Source organism: Streptomyces scabiei 87.22 (assembly GCF_000091305.1).
GTDB classification, from domain to species: Bacteria; Actinomycetota; Actinomycetes; order Streptomycetales; family Streptomycetaceae; genus Streptomyces; species Streptomyces scabiei.
Window position 1 is genome coordinate 9513620 of record NC_013929.1, and the last position, 15737, is coordinate 9529356.

A 15737-nucleotide genomic window follows, 5' to 3' on the forward strand; every position below is an offset into this window, starting at 1 on the left:
GGGCGCGGGCGCCGGGCGCACGTCAGGGCAGGGGCGCCTCCTCCCGCGCCCGGGCGGCCGCGTCCGCCGTCGCCGCCCGCGCGATGTTGCGGGCCATGCCGCCGAACACCACGGAGTGGAAGGGGGCCACGCTCCACCAGTAGGCGTGACCGAGCAGGCCGTGCGGGTGGAACAGGGCCCGCTGACGGAAGAGGGTGCGTCCCGTGCCGTCGGTGTCCGCGTGCATCTCCAGCCAGGCCAGGCCCGGCAGCCGCATCTCCGCGCGCAGCCGCAGCAGCCGTCCCGGCTCGATCTCCTCGACGCGCCAGAAGTCCAGCGAGTCGCCCACCCGCAGGCGCGCGGCGTCCCGGCGGCCCCGGCGCAGGCCCACCCCGCCCGCGAGCCGGTCCAGCCAGCCGCGTACGGCCCAGGCGAGGGGGAAGGAGTACCAGCCGTTGTCGCCGCCGATGCCCTCGATGACCCGCCACAGGGACGCGCGCGGGGCGTCCACGCACAGCTCGCGGTGGTCGGTGTAGAGGCTGCCGCCGGCCCAGTCGGGGTCCGTGGGCAGCGGGTCGCTCGGCGCGCCGGGCAGCGAGGCGGACGACCAGCGGGTGGCGACCTTGGCCTCGCGCACCCGCCGCAGCGCGAGCCGTACCGCCTCGTCGAAGCCGACCGGGTGACCGGGCGGGTCCGGCACGTACCGCGCGATGTCGTGCTCCCGGCAGACCACCTCGTGCCGCAGCGACTCGGTGAGCGGCCGGGCGATCGAGGCCGGTACCGGCGTCACCAGCCCGACCCAGTGGCTGGACAGTCCGGGGGAGAGCATCGGCACCGGCAGGATGAGCCGGTGCGGCAGCCCGGCGACGACGGCGTAGCGCCGCATCATCTCGCGGTACGTCAGCACGTCCGGCCCGCCGATGTCGAAGGTCCGGCTGACGTCGTCCGGCAGCCCGGCCGAGCCGACGAGCGCCCGCAGCACGTCCCGCACGGCCACCGGCTGGATGCGGGTGTGCACCCAGCTGGGGGTGACCATCACCGGCAGCCGCTCGGTGAGATAGCGCAGCATCTCGAAGGAGGCCGACCCCGAGCCGATCACCACCGCCGCCCGCAGCACCGCCGTGGGCACCCCGGAATCCAGCAGGATCCGGCCGACCTCGGCGCGCGAGCGCAGATGCGGCGACAGTTCCCGCTCCGGCACGCCGTACGGGGTGAGCCCGCCCAGGTACACGAGCCGGCGCACCCCGGCGGCCCGGGCGCGCTCCCCGAAGATCCGGGCCGCCCGCCGGTCCGTCTCCTCGAAGTCCGTGCCGGTCCCGAGCGCGTGCACCAGGTAGTAGCCGACGTCGACACCCCGCATCGCCCGCGCCACGGACTCCGCGTCGGTGACGTCGCCGCGGACCACCTCGACGGAGCCGGCCCACGGATGGTCGCGCAGCCGCTCCGGCGAACGGACCAGACAGCGCACCCGCAGGCCCGCCTCCAGCAGCTCCGGGACGAGCCGCCCGCCGATGTACCCGGTCGCGCCGGTCACCAGGCAGAGCGGTCCGCTGTCGCGTACGTCTCCCGTCATGGGTTCCTCGGTTCCTCGCGTCGGCGTCCCCCTCGTCATCCCTTCCACCGCGAGCGCGGTCGTGGATGCGCCGGAGGGCCACCGCCGCGCGATCGGGTGATCGGCAGGACGGCTACGCTGACCGCGTGGCCACAGTGAACGACCCCGGGCGCCGGGCGGGCGAGGACGGGTCCGGCGGCCCCGCGGCAGCGACCGATCTGCACGCCTTCGCCGTCGCGCTGCGCCGGATGAACGGCGAGATCAACCGCTTGGTGCACGCGTTCGCGGGCGACCACGGACTGCACGCGACGGACGTCCAGGCCCTCGCGGCGATCCTGGACGCTGACGCCCCCATGACCCCGAAACGCCTGCGCGAACACCTCGGACTCACCTCCGGCGCCGTCACCGCCTGCGTGGACCGGCTGGAGCGCGCCGGGCACGTCCGCCGGGTCCGGGAGAGCGCCGACCGCCGGGTGGTCCACCTGTACTACGCGGCCGACGCCCGCGCGGCCGCCCGTACCTACTTCCGGCCGCTCGCGGAGGCCACGGACGCCGCGCGCGCACGGTTCACCGGGGACGAACTGGCCGTGGTGGTGCGCTTCCTCGCCGCGATGAACGAGGAACTGGGCGCGAGCGCCGACCGCGCCCGCTGACCGGCCCGGCGACGGGACATGCCGACCGGGCGGGCCGGGGTGCATCCAGGGGCCGGGTGCGGGCGGAAGAAGCGGTGCCGTCTATGATCGCCGCCGGCAAACAAACTCAATCATTGAGATTGTTTTTCATTGAGACAGTGATCGAGGCCGTGATCGAGACCGTGAGATCCGTCCGCCCCTGAGCCTGGAGCACCATGCCCACCATCCCCCGACGCGCCCGCCGGCTCGTTCCCCTGCTGCTGATCGCCGTCTGGCTCGTCGTCGGAGGGGTTCTCGGCCCCTACGCCGGACGCCTCGGCGAGGTCGCCACCAACGACCAGGCCGCGTTCCTGCCGCGCAGCGCCGAATCCACCGAGGTCGTCACCGCCCAGCGGGCCTTCCGTCAGGACGAGACGCTCGTGGCGATCGTCGTCTGGACCGGAGAGGGCCTCGCCGGCCGGCGCACCGCGGCCGACCGGGCCCTCGCCTCCCTCGACGGCACTCCCGGCGTGGCGGGACAGGTCTCGCCCGCCCTGCTCTCCGAGGACCGCGAAGCACTCCGCGGGGTCGTCCCGCTGCGACCCGACCTCGGCGACGCCCTGCCCGGCACCCTGGACCGGGTGCGGGCCGCCGCCGAACGGGTCCCCGGCACCACCGTCCAGCTCGCGGGCCCCGCCGCGAGCCAGGCGGACCTCTCCGACGCCTTCGCCGGGATCGACGGCCTGCTGCTCGCCGTCGCACTCCTCACCGTGCTGGTGATCCTGCTCCTCGTCTACCGCAGCGTCCTGCTCCCCCTGGTGATCATCCTGGGCGCGGTGTTCGCCCTCGGCCTCGCCTGCGCGGTCGTGTACGCGCTCGCCGACCAGGGCGTCGTCCGGGTCGACGGGCAGGTCCAGGGCATCCTGTCGATCCTCGTCATCGGCGCCGCCACCGACTACGCCCTGCTGCTCACCGCCCGGTTCCGCGAGGAACTCGGCGCGCACGCCGACCGCTTCGCGGCCATGCGGGCCGCGCTGCGCCAGTCCTGGGGCGCCATCGTGGCCAGCGCCGCGACCGTCGCCCTCGGCCTGCTCGCCCTGCTGCTGAGCGACCTCACCAACAACCGCGCGCTCGGGCCGGTGGGCGCCATAGGCATCGCCTGCGCGGTCCTCGCCACCCTCACGTTCCTGCCCGCCGTCCTCGTCGCCCTCGGGCGCGCCGCCTACTGGCCCGCCCGGCCCGGCGGTCCGTCGGACGCCCCGGGCAGGGGTGAGGGCGTGTGGCGGCGCGTCGCGGGCCTCGTCGACCGGGCGCCGCGCCGGGTGTGGGCGCTGACCCTGGCCCTGCTGCTCGCCGGGGCCGCCTTCGCGCCCACGCTCACCTCCAAGGGCGTGCCCCTGGACGAGACCTTCGTGAACGACGCGCCCTCCGTCGCCGCTCAGCAGACCCTCGGCGACCACTTCCCGGGCGGCTCGGGCAACCCCGCCGTCGTCGTCGCGGACGCGGACCGGCTGGAGCGGGTGCTGGCCGCTGCCCGGGACACCGACGGCGTCGCGACGGCGGCCGCCGTCGACAGGACCGGACGCCCCGGCGGCGAGCCCCTGGTCGTCGACGGACGCGTACGGGTCGACGTCACCCTGGACGCCGCCGCCGACAGCGACGCCGCGAAGCGGACGGTGGCCCGCCTGCGGACCGCCCTGCACGCCGTGCCCGGAGCCGACGCCCTCGTCGGCGGCTACACCGCCCAGCAGTACGACACCCTGCGCACCGCCGAACGCGACCGAACCCTGATCGTCCCCGTCGTCCTCGTCCTCATCCTGCTCATCCTGACCGGCCTGCTGCGCTCCCTGCTGCTGCCCGTCCTGCTGGTCGCCACGGTCGCCCTGAACTTCCTGGCCACGCTGGGCGTCTCCGCGCTCGTCTTCCGGCACGTCCTCGGGTTCACCGGCACCGACCCGTCCGTGCCCCTCTACGGGTTCGTCTTCCTGGTCGCGCTGGGCGTCGACTACAACATCTTCCTGATGTCCCGGGTCCGCGAGGAGTCACTGCGGCACGGCGCACGCGAGGGTGTGCTGCGCGGCCTGGTCAGCACGGGCGGCGTGATCACCTCCGCCGGCGTGGTGCTCGCCGCGACGTTCGCGGCGCTGGGCGTCATCCCGCTCGCCTTCCTCGCGCAGATCGCCTTCATCGTGGCCTTCGGGGTCCTCCTCGACACCCTCGTGGTGCGCTCGCTCCTGGTGCCGGCACTGGTCCGGGACCTCGGCGAGCGCGCCTGGTGGCCGGGGAGCGTACGTTCCGACGAGGACGGGACGGGTGCCTGACACCCGATGACGGGCACCCGGTGATTGACGGCCTGTGACGGGTGCCGGGTGACCGTGCGGTGCCCGGGGCGGAAGCGCCCCGGGCACCGTGTCATCGAGCCGTCGTCCCCGGGTCCATTCCGTTCGCACGGGTGCGGAATGCGCGCCGAATTCCCCACCCGTACAAGGGCCGGCGGCCGTCCGGCGCGAAAGGTGACGGTCCGCTATACGAGACCCGATCCCCTTCTTCTTGACGGTCGTCGGCGGCGGCTGTCACGATCGACGGCATGAACATGCGACTGGATCTCACGCGGCGACGCCACGTCGACCTCGCGCGCGTCTCCAGCGCCTCCTGTCGCTCCGCGGCCTGATCACCTCTCTCCGATCCGCCGCGCGTTTCCTTTTTCCGCCCGAATTCTCCGCGGCCGCGCACGCGTCGAGGTGAACGCGTTCTCCACGAACGCGCGCCTGCATCCCGACTCCGTATCCCGGACTCCGACCTCGAATTCGGTGTGCCCGATTCCGCGTGCCCGAGTCCGCGCGCCCGATTCGGTACGCCGGGAGAATTTCCGCGAAGTCCGGTGCTGCCGCGTGACGTTCCGCGAAAGAGCCGCGGCGAAGGCCAACTACGCCTGCGCACTCCGCACTTCCAGCCACTCCCGTCCGGGGTGCCCGTCCGCTCGGGCACCACCGGCTCCCAGAAAGAGGGCCCATGGCCACCGTCCTGTCCGTCTCCGGCAGCCCCTCCGTCTCCTCCCGTACGGCAAAGCTCGTACGCCACCTCGACGCGCGCCTGGCCGCCCGGGGCCACGAGGTCGTCCCGCTCGACATCCGGACGATCCCCGCCGAGGCCCTGCTCGGAGCGGACTTCAGGCATCCTGCCGTCGTCGAGGCCGCCGAACTCTTCGACCGGGCCGACGGGATCGTCATCGCCACCCCCGTCTACAAGGCCGCCTACTCCGGCGTGCTCAAAGCCCTGCTCGACCTGCTCCCGCAGTACGCCCTCACCGGCAAGACCGTGCTGCCCCTGGCCACCGGCGGCACCACCGCCCACGTCCTCGCCATCGACTACGCGCTGCGGCCGGTCCTCAGCTCCATGGGCGCCCGGCACATCGTCCCCGGCTGGTTCACCCTCGACAAGGACATCGCCGTCGGGGAGGACGGCAAGGTCACGGTCGCCCCGGCCACGGCCGAGGCCCTCGGCCAGGTCGTCGACCAGTTCCTCACCGCCCTCGGCCCCGCACCGGTTCTCGCCGCCGCGAGCTGACCCGGACCTTCGGCGCCGGACGAGCCGGCGGACGACGCCGAAGACCCGTCGCCCGGCACCTCCCTGATCGGAGACCCCGCGTGTCCCTCACCTTCCACTGGTTCCTCCCCACCAACGGCGACAGCCGCCACGTCGTCGGCGGCGGCCACGGCACCCCCGCCACCGCGTCCGGCCGGGACCGGCCGCCGACGGTGGCCTATCTGGGCCAGATCGCCCGCGCCGCCGAGGACCTGGGCTTCGTCGGCGCGCTCACCCCCACCGGTGCCTGGTGCGAGGACGCCTGGCTCACCACCGCGATGGTCAGCCGGCACACCGAACGCCTCAAGTTCCTGGTCGCCTTCCGCCCCGGCTTCGTCTCGCCCACCCTCGCCGCCCAGATGGCCTCCACCTTCCAGCGGCACACCGGCGGGCGGCTCCTCCTCAACGTCGTCACCGGCGGCGAGAGCCACGAGCAGCGCGCCTACGGCGACTTCCTCGACAAGGACGCCCGGTATCGCCGTACCGGTGAGTTCCTGCACGTCGTCAGGGAGTTGTGGGAGGGCAGGACCGTCGACCTGGACGGCGAGCACCTCCGGGTCGAGGACGCGAGGCTCGCCCGGCTGCCCGACCCCGTGCCCGAGGTGTACTTCGGCGGCTCCTCACCCGTGGCCGGGGAGGTCGCCGCCCGGCACGCCGACGTCTACCTGACCTGGGGCGAACCACCGGCCAGGGTGGCCGAGAAGATCGCCTGGATCAGGGGGCTGGCGGAGAAGGAGGGCCGCACCCTCCGTTTCGGGATCAGACTGCACGTCATCACCCGCGACACGGCCGAGCAGGCGTGGGCGGAGGCGAACCGGCTGCTCGACGGCTTCGACGCCGAGACCGTACGGGCCGTGCAGGCCGGACTGGCCCGCAGCGAGTCGGAGGGCCAGCGGCGCATGCTCGCCCTGCACGGCGGCCGCCGCGACAGCCTGGAGATCCACCCCAACCTCTGGGCCGGCGTCGGTCTCGTGCGCGGCGGCGCGGGCACCGCACTGGTCGGCAGCCACGACGAGGTCGCCGACCGGATCGTGGAGTATCACGCCCTCGGCATCGACGAGTTCGTGCTCTCCGGCCACCCCCATCTGGAGGAGGCGTACTGGTTCGGGGAGAACGTCCTCCCGCGCCTCGCCGCCCGGGGCCTGTGGCAGCACCCGTTCACCGTGCCGCCTGCCGCCCCGGCGCAGGTGCCGTTCGCGAGCGTGCCGTCGTAGGCCGCGGACGTCACACCGCGCGTTCCATGCAGACCAGGTGCTCCCGCGCGTCCCACGATCCGGTGACGCGGAAGCCGAGCCGCTCGTACAGGGCGACGGCGGCGGTCCGCCACCGCCACACCGACAGTCGTACGGTGTCCGCGCCGCGATCGGCGGCGTGGGCGAGTGCGGCGGTGAGGAGGGCGGAGGCAACGCCCCGGCCGCGGAACGCCGGGTCCGTCCAGAGTCTCTTGATCTCGGCGTGCCCGTCGGCGGGGCCCGTCACCACCACGCAGCCCACCGCCGTGTCCTCGCTCAGGGCCAGCAGTACGACGTCGCCGGCGAACGCGGACCCGGGGTCGGAGATCTCGGCCCGGTAGCGGTCCGGGAGCTGGGCCGCGTCGGCGACGGGGACTCCCTTCTCGGCCTCCGTCCGCAGGTGGTACGCCGTCAGCAGCGGGGCCGGACCGTCGCCGGTGCAGACCGTGCGGTTCGGCCACCGGACGACCCGGACCTCGTGCTGAGCAGTCATGACGCCAGCATCGCAGCTCACCGGCCGGGCCGTGCACGGGCCCCGGGCGCCCCGGTTCAGTACGCGTCCGACAGGGAGCCGAGGTGGGCCCGGCGCACTTCGTCGGTCTGGCCCTGGACGAGCAGGAACAGGGCCTCGCGGGCCAGGCGCTGCGCCCGGCTGTCCAGGGTCAGGGCCCGTCCGCCGCCGGCGACGACCGCGGCGGTGGTCGCCGTGCGCATGAGGTCGAACGCCTTGGTCTTGAGGGCGAGCCGCTCCTCCATGTGCTCGTGGGGCGCGGGGTGGTCGGCGAGGGCGTACGCCTGCCGCCGCACCTTGTCCACCCGCAGCCGCAGCCCCTTGGTCCGCGGATCGTCCTGGTCCAGCAGGGAGAGGGCGGACTCGGCGACCCCGAACACCGCCGGCGAGGCGTTGGCCGGCTTGGGGCGGTCGCTCGCGGCCCAGGACTCGTAGGGGGAGTGCAGGGCCACCGCGTCGTCGGAGATCCACAGTCCGTCGAGGTGGAGCGAGACCGTACGGGCCGCCGTGAGCGCCGCGAGCCGCAGGGGTGCGGAGGCCCGCAGTCCGGACTGCTCCCGGGCCTCGGCGAAGGCGAACACCACCTCGTCCGCGTCCGTCACCCCGGCCAGCAGCATCACGTCGTTGAGGCCCCACCCCGTGTACCAGGGCACCGTGCCGTGGAACAGCCAGCCACCCCGCTTCGGCACCGCCCGGACCGGCACCTGCGGATATCTGCGCAGATGCGCGTACGCGACGCCGGACAGCAGTTCACCGGTGGCCAGTCTCCCCAGCAGGCGTTCACGGGCCGGCAGTTCGCTCTTCACCAGGGTCAGCACGGGCGTGTGGTGCTGGGTCTGCACGAACCAGGTCGAGCAGCAGGCCCCGGCGAGGATCTCGGCGGTCTCCCGCGCCACGGAGTTCGGGGCCCCCGACCCGCCGTACGCCACCGGCGCGCTCACCCCGAGCAGCCCCGACCGCCTGATCGCCTCGATGCTGTCGGCGGGCACCCCCTCCTGGTCGACACGCTCGGCCCGAGGTGCGAGCACCTCGGCGGCGAGTCGGTGCGCCTGGACGACGAGGGGATGCGGTGACGTGGTCATGGGGTGATTCTCCCCGGCTCGGACCCCGGAGATCACCTCTTCCGGGCCGGAGCGTACGCCCTCTATATTGCTTGACTTAGGCAAATTCCTGTTACGGTGGCCGCATGTCCCCACCGCGCCCCGCCGCAGCGGCCGCCCTCGCGGACGTGACCGAGATCGAGCGGCTGCTCGCCCGCATCGCGTATGTGTCCGGGCGGGCCCGCCGGTACGGGCCCCCGATGTCCGACAGCGGGCTGTCCCTGGACCGGGTCTCCGTGGCGATCCTGCGGCACATCGCCGAGAGCGAGCCGTCGCGCCCGGGGGTGCTCGCGGTGCGGCTGTCCGTGGAGGCCTCTCATGTCACCCGACAGCTGCGGCAGTTGGAGGGCGCCGGATATGTGCGGCGCATCCCCGACCCGGACGACCGCCGGGCGCAGCGCGTCCGGATCACCGGCGCCGGGCTCGCCGCCTTCGAGTGCGTCAGGGAGGCCGGCCGCCGGGGCATCGAGGAGGCCCTGAGCGACTGGTCGACGGAGGACCGGCGGCGACTCGCCCGCCTCTTCGGCCGGCTGGCCGACGACTTCGTCGACCACGCGGAGACGGCCGTGGACCCCCGCCCCGCCGGCTGACGACGGCGTCGGCTCGACGCGCGGTCGCTATCGGATCGAAGGCGGACTTCGACGTCGTGCGGTACCTGACCAGGTGTCATGCGAGTTGACTGGTCTACACCCTTGACTGGTACAGACCAAGGCGGTTGAGTGTGCCCCACACCCCCCACCACGGCCGCGCCCACGCCGTGACCGGTGCCGCCGGCGCGTGCGCGCGAGGTCCGTCCCTGCCGTCCCACCGGGCTCCCGCCCGGGTGCGGCCGTGCTCCACGAAGGAGTTGGTCCTGTGTCGAGGCGCCGTATCTCCGCCGTCCTGACCGCCCTGGTCATCGGCGGCGCCACACCGCTGTTGCTGCCCGCCCAGAGCGCGTCCGCCGCGCCCTGTTCCAGTTACGCGAACTGGGTGGCCGGCAAGTCCTACGTCACCGGCAACATCGTGCGCTACACCGACGGCAAGGCGTACATCGCCGAACACGACAACCCGGGGTACGACCCCACCATCAGCACCTGGTACTGGGAGCCGTACGCCTGCGAGAACGGGCCGGGCAACCCCTCCGGATTCGTGGTGAGCGAGGCGCAGTTCAACCAGATGTTCCCGAACCGGAACTCGTTCTACTCCTACAGCGGGCTGCGGGCGGCCATGAGCGCCTTCCCGGCCTTCGCCACCACCGGCAGCGACACGGTGAAGAAGCAGGAGGCCGCCGCCTTCCTCGCCAACGTCAACCACGAGACGGGCGGGCTCGTCCACATCGTCGAGCAGAACACCGCCAACTACCCCACGTACTGCGACTGGAGCCAGTCCTACGGCTGCCCGGCCGGACAGGCGGCCTACTACGGGCGCGGTCCCATCCAGCTCAGCTGGAACTTCAACTACAAGGCGGCCGGGGACGCGCTCGGCCTGAACCTCCTGGGCAACCCCTGGCTGGTGCAGAACGACTCGGCCGTCGCCTGGAAGACCGCGCTGTGGTACTGGAACACCCAGAAGGGCCCCGGCTCGATGACCGGTCACAACGCGATGGTCACCGGCGCGGGCTTCGGCCACACGATCCGCAGCATCAACGGCTCGCTGGAGTGCGACGGAAAGAACCCCGCACAGGTGCAGAGCAGGGTGAGTGCGTACCAGCGGTTCGTCCAGATCCTCGGCACCTCGGCGGGCGGCAACCTCTACTGCTGACCCGCCCGCATCGATCTTGATATGTCATGCACCTGACCATGGCTCGGGGTCCGGCCGCGTACGGCCGAGCCCCGGGCTGTGGCCGCCCGGCGAGGTGGGCACCGTCAGTCGAGGTCGATGGTGAAACGCCTCGTGCCCGGAGCGATCGTCTCGGCGTGGACCGAGCCGCGAGCCCGGTCGTACACCCCGGTCCCGCCGGTGATCGCGTTGTCGAACGGCGGGGGAGGGCCCGGGTTGAGGATGCCGAAGACCATTCCCTGCACGGAGAGCTGGCCGCCGGGGAGCGTGTAGGTCACGACGCACACCTCCGCTCCGCCGTTGTCGACCCGGGTGGTGTCGCAGGTGCCGCCCGTTTCGCCGACCTGGTTGTCCTTCTCGTCGAACAGGGTCGAGCGGAAGACCGTCCGATCACCCTGGGCGGGACTGCCGCCGGGGTTCACCGGGAAGCGCGTCTGCTGCGCGAGCCGGCCGATGAGGGTGATGACCTTGTTCTTCTCCCCGGCGTGGGCCGAATCCGCGTGCGTCGCGGCGGCGCCCGCGACGGGGGCGCAGGCGAGAAGGGCGACCAGCGCGGTGGCCGAGCCGAGGCAGGTTGCTCCGAGGGGGCGCATCACATGGCTCCTGAGGTTGGCGATCACGGGTGGTTCTGTGTCGTATTCATGTCCCCGGCTCCGTCGCGCCCGGCGTGACCACGGGAAAGTCCGACCGATCGGACGACCGGGAGGGTGTGAGAGGCCCCGGTTCTGCTCCGCGTTCGCCCCGGCTCCGCGACCCGTTCGCCCTAGCTCTGCGACCCGTTCGCCCCAGGCTCCGTTCCTCGGTCGCGCCGAGCGCTCCGCCGGGTCGGGCCGATAGCATCGGCGTCGGCGCCGTCCGGGTCGCCGACGGAAACCGGCCCCGCCCGACGCCGCACACCGGGCACGGTGTCAGGGGCAAAGAGGCATCAACGGGTTCATATAGGCTGCCTGTTCTGTCCCTGCCGTTCGTCACCACCCGGGAGAGTCACCCGTGAGCGTAGCCACCGCCCACTCCGCATCGGCCGTACCGCCCGCCGACGAGACGCCCGCGACGCCGGACGCCGCCGAGGCGGCGCCCGCGCAGGACGAGGGCTTCTGGGTCGAGCCCGTCGCGGCCGGGGAGCAGACCGCCGCGACCGGAGCCGGGGTGCCGGCGCAGTCGTCCGGCGATCAGGTGTCCGACACCCCTGTCTCCGACGCCGACGCCGACGCCGACGTCTCCGGCGACGCAACCACTGGCGACGGCACCTCCGACGACGACTCCTCCGCGGACGCCGTGGACGAGCAGGTCGCCCGGGACGCCCGGGAGTTCGGGGTGTACGCGCGCACCGGCGGCTGGGCCTTCGCGCTGAAGGTGGCGCGGAGCGTGCGGCCCGGCGGCGAGACGGCGGGGGAGACGGCGAAGGTGTCGGCGAAGCGGTTCGCCGACCTGGCCGGGTGCTCCCCTGAGCGGGTCATGCGCTACTACAAGGCGTGGGACAGGGCGGCCGACGACGGCATGGTCCCGCACTTCGAGGCGCTGGCCCCCGGCGAGGAGATCGACCTCCCGGACTCCGATGTGTGGCTGACGTACTACAGCTCCCGCTCCAGCGCGACCTCCGACCGCGGCACCGCCATCACGGCGGCGGCCGAGGCCGAGGGCATCCGTCCTACCAAGGCCCTGGAGGTCGCGGAGAACCCCACCGCGCTGCGCGCCGCGATCCTCGCCGACCCGTCCACCGCCCAAGCGGCCCGCACCGCGCTCCTCGACCGTCTGAAGGAGGACCCCTCCCTCCAGACGGAACTGGCCCGCGACATCGCCCGCACCGACGAGCTGAAGAAGGCCGTCGCGAACGAGACCCAGGCGGCCACCCGCATCGGGTATGTCCGGCAGATCGTGGAGAACGGCCAGGTCAAGACGCCGGCCGGCCAGGTGATCGACGCCACCGCCGAGCTGCGCGCCGAGGCGGAGCGGCATCTGTCCCTCATCGACGAGCTGGACGACTACGAGGACACCGGCGAGTGGGCGTCGGAGGCGTACGACACCGTCAAGGAACTCGTCGTGCAGACCGTCGAGGCGGACCCCGAGCTGCGAGTCCAGGAGCGTCGGACGAAGTTCTACAGCAGCCTCCAGAAGGCGACGAAGGTCTTCGAGGAGCTGACCCTGGACGACGCCGTCGACCTCGACGCCATCTACGAGGACGACATGCTCCAGCGCCTGGAGGACCTCCAGCAGGCCCTGAACACCTGCATCGCCGCCCTGCGCAAGGCGTCGCCGGGCGAGTGATCCCGGGCTCCGGCCCTCCCCGTCACCGAGGCCCCCTGCCGCGCAGGGGGCCTCGGTCGTGCCGCCGGGACCCCGCTCGCCGGAACCACGTGAGCCCCCTCACGCGACCTGGGAGAAATGCTATTTGCCGTTCGGTGCGTGTTACGTATAACCTCCCGGGAACCCCGAGCGGCCCACGGACCGCCGACGCACGATCCCGCGCGATCTCCGCCCGGTCCGCGCCCCACCCGAAAGGCCCCGATGAGACGACGCATCGCCCTGGTCACCCTCGTGGTCGACGACTACGACGAGGCGATCCGCTTCTACACCGAGGCGCTCGGGTTCCGGCTCGCCGAGGACGAGCCGAGGCCCGGTGGCGGCCGCTGGGTCGTCGTCGAACCCGGAGGCGACGGGCAGAGCGGCGGGCTCCTGCTCGCGAAGGCCGCGGGTGAGGCCCAGCGCGCCCGGATCGGCGACCAGACCGGCGGACGCGTGGGTTTCTTCCTGCACACCGACGACTTCGCCCGCGACCACGCCCGGATGCGGGCCGCGGGCGTCACGTTCCTGGAGGAACCGCGCCACGAGTCCTACGGCTCGGTCGCCGTCTTCGAAGACCTGTACGGCAACCGCTGGGACCTCCTCCAGCCCGCCGCCGACTGACCGGGCCGCCCGAGCCGTCCCCGGGCCCCGCCGCCGACCGAGCACCTCGGTCACCCGCTCCGACCCGCCCCCGCACCACCTGCCGAGGAACGAACGCCATGACCGAGCCCCGCATCGACGCCGACACCATCCGCCGCCTCCCCAAGGCCGTCCTGCACGACCACCTCGACGGCGGTCTGCGCCCCGCCACACTCGTGGAGCTCGCGGCCGAGGTCGGCCACCCCCTGCCGGAGACCGATCCGGAGGCGCTCGCCGCCTGGTTCTACGAGGCCGCCAACTCCGGTGACCTGGTGCGCTACATAGCCACCTTCGAGCACACCCTCGCGGTGCTGCAGACCCGAGAGGGCCTGCTGCGCACCGCCGAGGAGTACGTGCTCGACCTGGCCGCCGACGGTGTCGTCTACGGCGAGGTGCGCTACGCCCCCGAGCTGAACACGGCGGGCGGGCTCACCATGAGCGAGGTCGTCGAGACCGTCCAGGAGGGCCTGGCCGCCGGTATGGCCAAGGCCGCGGCCCAGGGCACGCCGGTCCGCGTCGGCACGATCTTGTGCGGGATGCGCATGTTCGACCGGGTCGGCGAGGCCGCCGAGCTGGCGGTGGTCTTCCGGGACGCCGGCGTCGTCGGCTTCGACATCGCGGGCGCCGAGGACGGTTTCCCGCCCGCCGACCACCTGGCCGCGTTCGAGCACCTGCGCCGCGAGAGCGTCCCCTTCACCATCCACGCCGGTGAGGCCCACGGGCTGCCCAGCATCCACCAGGCCCTCCAGGTCTGCGGCGCCCAGCGCATCGGCCACGGCGTCCGCATCACCGAAGACATCGTCGACGGCAAGCTCGGCCGCCTCGCGTCCTGGGTCCGCGACCGCCGGGTCGCGCTGGAGATGTGCCCGACCTCCAACCTGCAGACCGGATGCGCCACCTCGATCGCCGAGCACCCGATCACGGAGCTGAAGGACCTCGGCTTCCGCGTCACCCTCAACACCGACAACCGCCTGGTCTCGGGCACCACCATGACCCGGGAGATGACCCTGCTCGTCGAGGACGCCGGCTGGACCCTCGACGACCTGCGCACGGTCACCGTCAACGCCCTCAAGAGCGCCTTCATCCCGTTCGACGAGCGCAACGCCCTCATCGAGAACGTCGTCCTGCCGGGCTACGCCGCCGCCCGGTGATCGTCCCGGCGGTGACCCGGGCGGTCCGCTAGCGGTCCTCGCGCAGCACCAGCCCCCGCACGTACGCCGCCTGGCCGACATGCTGAAGGTCGTCGGCCAGGACACTGACCAGGCGCACGCCGAGGGTGACGGCAGGCGTCCACCGCTCGTCCACGACCCCGTCGAGACCGTCGGCATCGACGCCGCGCACGAACTCCCCCGTCCGTTCGTGCACGGCGTCGAAGTATCCGGTGAGCAGGTCACCCGAGTCGACCCGCACCCGCTCGACCTGCTCCGGGCTGTGCCCGTACCCCGTGTCCCGGGCCGGCAGGGCCAGCCCGAAACGCTGCTCCCAGCCCTGGGACAGCCAGACCTGTTCCAGTCCGGCCGCGTCGGCCACATGGTCGTCCTGGATCCGGGTGAGGTGCCACACCAGCCAGGCCACGGAGTTGGCGTCCGGGGCGGGCCGGGCGTGGAGGTCCGCCGGGGAGAGTCCGTCCACGGCGGCGTGGACCTCCTCCTTGATCCGGCCGAACGCGTCGATGAGAACGTCCTTCACATCCATACGTCCACCATCGGGCATCCCGGCCGGACCCGCACCGCCCTCCGACGGCCCCGAGGCGCCCCTCCACGGCCCCGCCGGCTGCCGGCCGCCCCTGCGTGCCGATGGGGCATGCGGTGCCGTCAGTAGAGCTTGTTGACGGCGGTGGTGGTCGTCTTCTTGAACGCCTTGACCGGCGCGTCCTTGAAGCCGCCCATCTGGCCCCAGTCCACGACGGTGACGGTCCGGCCGTCCCGGCCCACCGACAGGAGCCGGATGTCCATGGCCCCCCAGGACGTGACGCTCGCGACGCCGTGGACGCGGGCGCCCTCCTCGACGGGCAGGGTGCCGAGGTCCCGGTAGTCGACCTCGACGTCCGGGTCGGAGGACTCGCTGACGCAGTCCCGGAAGTCCTTGTTCAGCCGCGCGGCCAGCGCCTTGGCCTTGCTGTCGCTGCCGGTGACGACGACGACCTGCCTGGCGCTGGTCTCCAGGTCCGTCCGGTAGGAGCGGTGGTTGACGTCGTAGGCCAGGAACGCGTCGCCCAGGCAGTACTGCAGCTCCTCGGGGACGCCGTCCTCGATCCCGCCCGCCGTCCAGGTGGACGAGGGGTGCGGCGGGAGCTGGGACGCCGACAGGTACTTCGGTGCGGTGCTCGCCTTCGCCGCAACCGCCGGTGCGGCGCCGGCGGCGAGTGCGGAGCCCGCGGTGAGACCCGCGACGACGAGTGAGGTGAGCAGGGTCGCTCGGGTGCGCTTGGGCATGGGTGTCCCCCGTGAACGAGTACCTCGACAGGTACGTGGATGAGTGGGC

At 72.9% G+C, this 15737-nt stretch carries 16 protein-coding genes; 10 read left to right on the forward strand and 6 right to left on the reverse strand.

Annotated elements, in window-relative coordinates; genetic code table 11:
* Window positions 1–22: 22 nt before the first annotated feature.
* Window positions 23–1552, reverse strand: coding sequence for an SDR family oxidoreductase (locus SCAB_RS40715; RefSeq protein ID WP_037728755.1), 1530 nt, complete (start codon window positions 1550–1552; stop codon window positions 23–25).
* A gap of 125 nt (window positions 1553–1677) precedes the next feature.
* Between SCAB_RS40715 and SCAB_RS40720 the strand changes: the two genes are divergently transcribed.
* From SCAB_RS40720 to SCAB_RS40735, 5 genes are all read left to right on the forward strand, one after another.
* On the forward strand, window positions 1678–2184 hold the full coding sequence (locus SCAB_RS40720; RefSeq protein ID WP_037728757.1) for a MarR family winged helix-turn-helix transcriptional regulator: 507 nt from the start codon (window positions 1678–1680) through the stop codon (window positions 2182–2184).
* 194 nt (window positions 2185–2378) lie between these two features.
* Entirely contained in the window at window positions 2379–4463 is a 2085-nt protein-coding gene (locus tag SCAB_RS40725; RefSeq protein WP_013005900.1) for an MMPL family transporter, read from the forward strand.
* A gap of 272 nt (window positions 4464–4735) precedes the next feature.
* Window positions 4736–4813: a putative leader peptide gene (locus SCAB_RS49500; RefSeq protein WP_352234107.1), complete on the forward strand. Its 78-nt coding sequence runs from the start codon at window positions 4736–4738 to the stop codon at window positions 4811–4813.
* 341 nt (window positions 4814–5154) lie between these two features.
* A complete protein-coding gene (gene ssuE, locus SCAB_RS40730) occupies window positions 5155–5709 on the forward strand; it encodes an NADPH-dependent FMN reductase (protein ID WP_013005901.1) in 555 nt (184 codons plus the stop codon).
* 80 nt (window positions 5710–5789) lie between these two features.
* Window positions 5790–6941 (forward strand): LLM class flavin-dependent oxidoreductase, encoded by a 1152-nt coding sequence (locus SCAB_RS40735; protein WP_013005902.1) that lies wholly within the window; start codon window positions 5790–5792, stop codon window positions 6939–6941.
* Between the two features lie 10 nt (window positions 6942–6951).
* Here SCAB_RS40735 and SCAB_RS40740 read toward each other — a convergent pair whose 3' ends face one another.
* Together SCAB_RS40740 and SCAB_RS40745 are read right to left on the reverse strand one after the other, a co-directional pair.
* Window positions 6952–7452 carry a GNAT family N-acetyltransferase gene (locus SCAB_RS40740; RefSeq protein WP_013005903.1) on the reverse strand — a complete coding sequence of 167 codons (501 nt, stop codon included), beginning with the start codon at window positions 7450–7452 and terminating at the stop codon, window positions 6952–6954.
* A gap of 56 nt (window positions 7453–7508) precedes the next feature.
* The gene (locus tag SCAB_RS40745) at window positions 7509–8552 is read right to left on the reverse strand and encodes an acyl-CoA dehydrogenase family protein (protein WP_013005904.1); all 1044 of its coding nucleotides are present in this window, start codon (window positions 8550–8552) and stop codon (window positions 7509–7511) included.
* A 104-nt stretch (window positions 8553–8656) separates the two neighbouring features.
* Here SCAB_RS40745 and SCAB_RS40750 point away from each other — a divergent pair, with 104 nt between their 5' ends.
* Window positions 8657–9160: a MarR family winged helix-turn-helix transcriptional regulator gene (locus SCAB_RS40750; RefSeq protein ID WP_013005905.1), complete on the forward strand. Its 504-nt coding sequence runs from the start codon at window positions 8657–8659 to the stop codon at window positions 9158–9160.
* A gap of 265 nt (window positions 9161–9425) precedes the next feature.
* Window positions 9426–10313: a glycoside hydrolase family 19 protein gene (locus SCAB_RS40755; RefSeq protein ID WP_013005906.1), complete on the forward strand. Its 888-nt coding sequence runs from the start codon at window positions 9426–9428 to the stop codon at window positions 10311–10313.
* 104 nt (window positions 10314–10417) lie between these two features.
* On the opposite strand, the gene SCAB_RS40760 is transcribed toward SCAB_RS40755, so the two are convergent.
* Complete coding sequence (locus tag SCAB_RS40760; protein ID WP_013005907.1) at window positions 10418–10951, reverse strand: allene oxide cyclase barrel-like domain-containing protein; 534 nt, start codon at window positions 10949–10951, stop codon at window positions 10418–10420.
* A 370-nt stretch (window positions 10952–11321) separates the two neighbouring features.
* Between SCAB_RS40760 and SCAB_RS40765 the strand changes: the two genes are divergently transcribed.
* The 3 genes from SCAB_RS40765 (at window position 11322) to SCAB_RS40775 (ending at window position 14404) form a co-directional block, all read left to right on the forward strand.
* Window positions 11322–12596: a hypothetical protein gene (locus SCAB_RS40765; protein ID WP_013005908.1), complete on the forward strand. Its 1275-nt coding sequence runs from the start codon at window positions 11322–11324 to the stop codon at window positions 12594–12596.
* 240 nt (window positions 12597–12836) lie between these two features.
* On the forward strand, window positions 12837–13235 hold the full coding sequence (locus SCAB_RS40770; RefSeq protein ID WP_013005909.1) for a VOC family protein: 399 nt from the start codon (window positions 12837–12839) through the stop codon (window positions 13233–13235).
* A gap of 98 nt (window positions 13236–13333) precedes the next feature.
* Window positions 13334–14404, forward strand: a complete 1071-nt coding sequence (locus tag SCAB_RS40775; RefSeq protein ID WP_013005910.1) for an adenosine deaminase — start codon at window positions 13334–13336, stop codon at window positions 14402–14404.
* Window positions 14405–14432: 28 nt separating this feature from the next.
* Here SCAB_RS40775 and SCAB_RS40780 read toward each other — a convergent pair whose 3' ends face one another.
* Window positions 14433–14948: a mycothiol transferase gene (locus tag SCAB_RS40780; protein ID WP_013005911.1), complete on the reverse strand. Its 516-nt coding sequence runs from the start codon at window positions 14946–14948 to the stop codon at window positions 14433–14435.
* 119 nt (window positions 14949–15067) lie between these two features.
* Window positions 15068–15688 carry a hypothetical protein gene (locus SCAB_RS40785; RefSeq protein WP_013005912.1) on the reverse strand — a complete coding sequence of 207 codons (621 nt, stop codon included), beginning with the start codon at window positions 15686–15688 and terminating at the stop codon, window positions 15068–15070.
* Window positions 15689–15737: the final 49 nt, after the last annotated feature.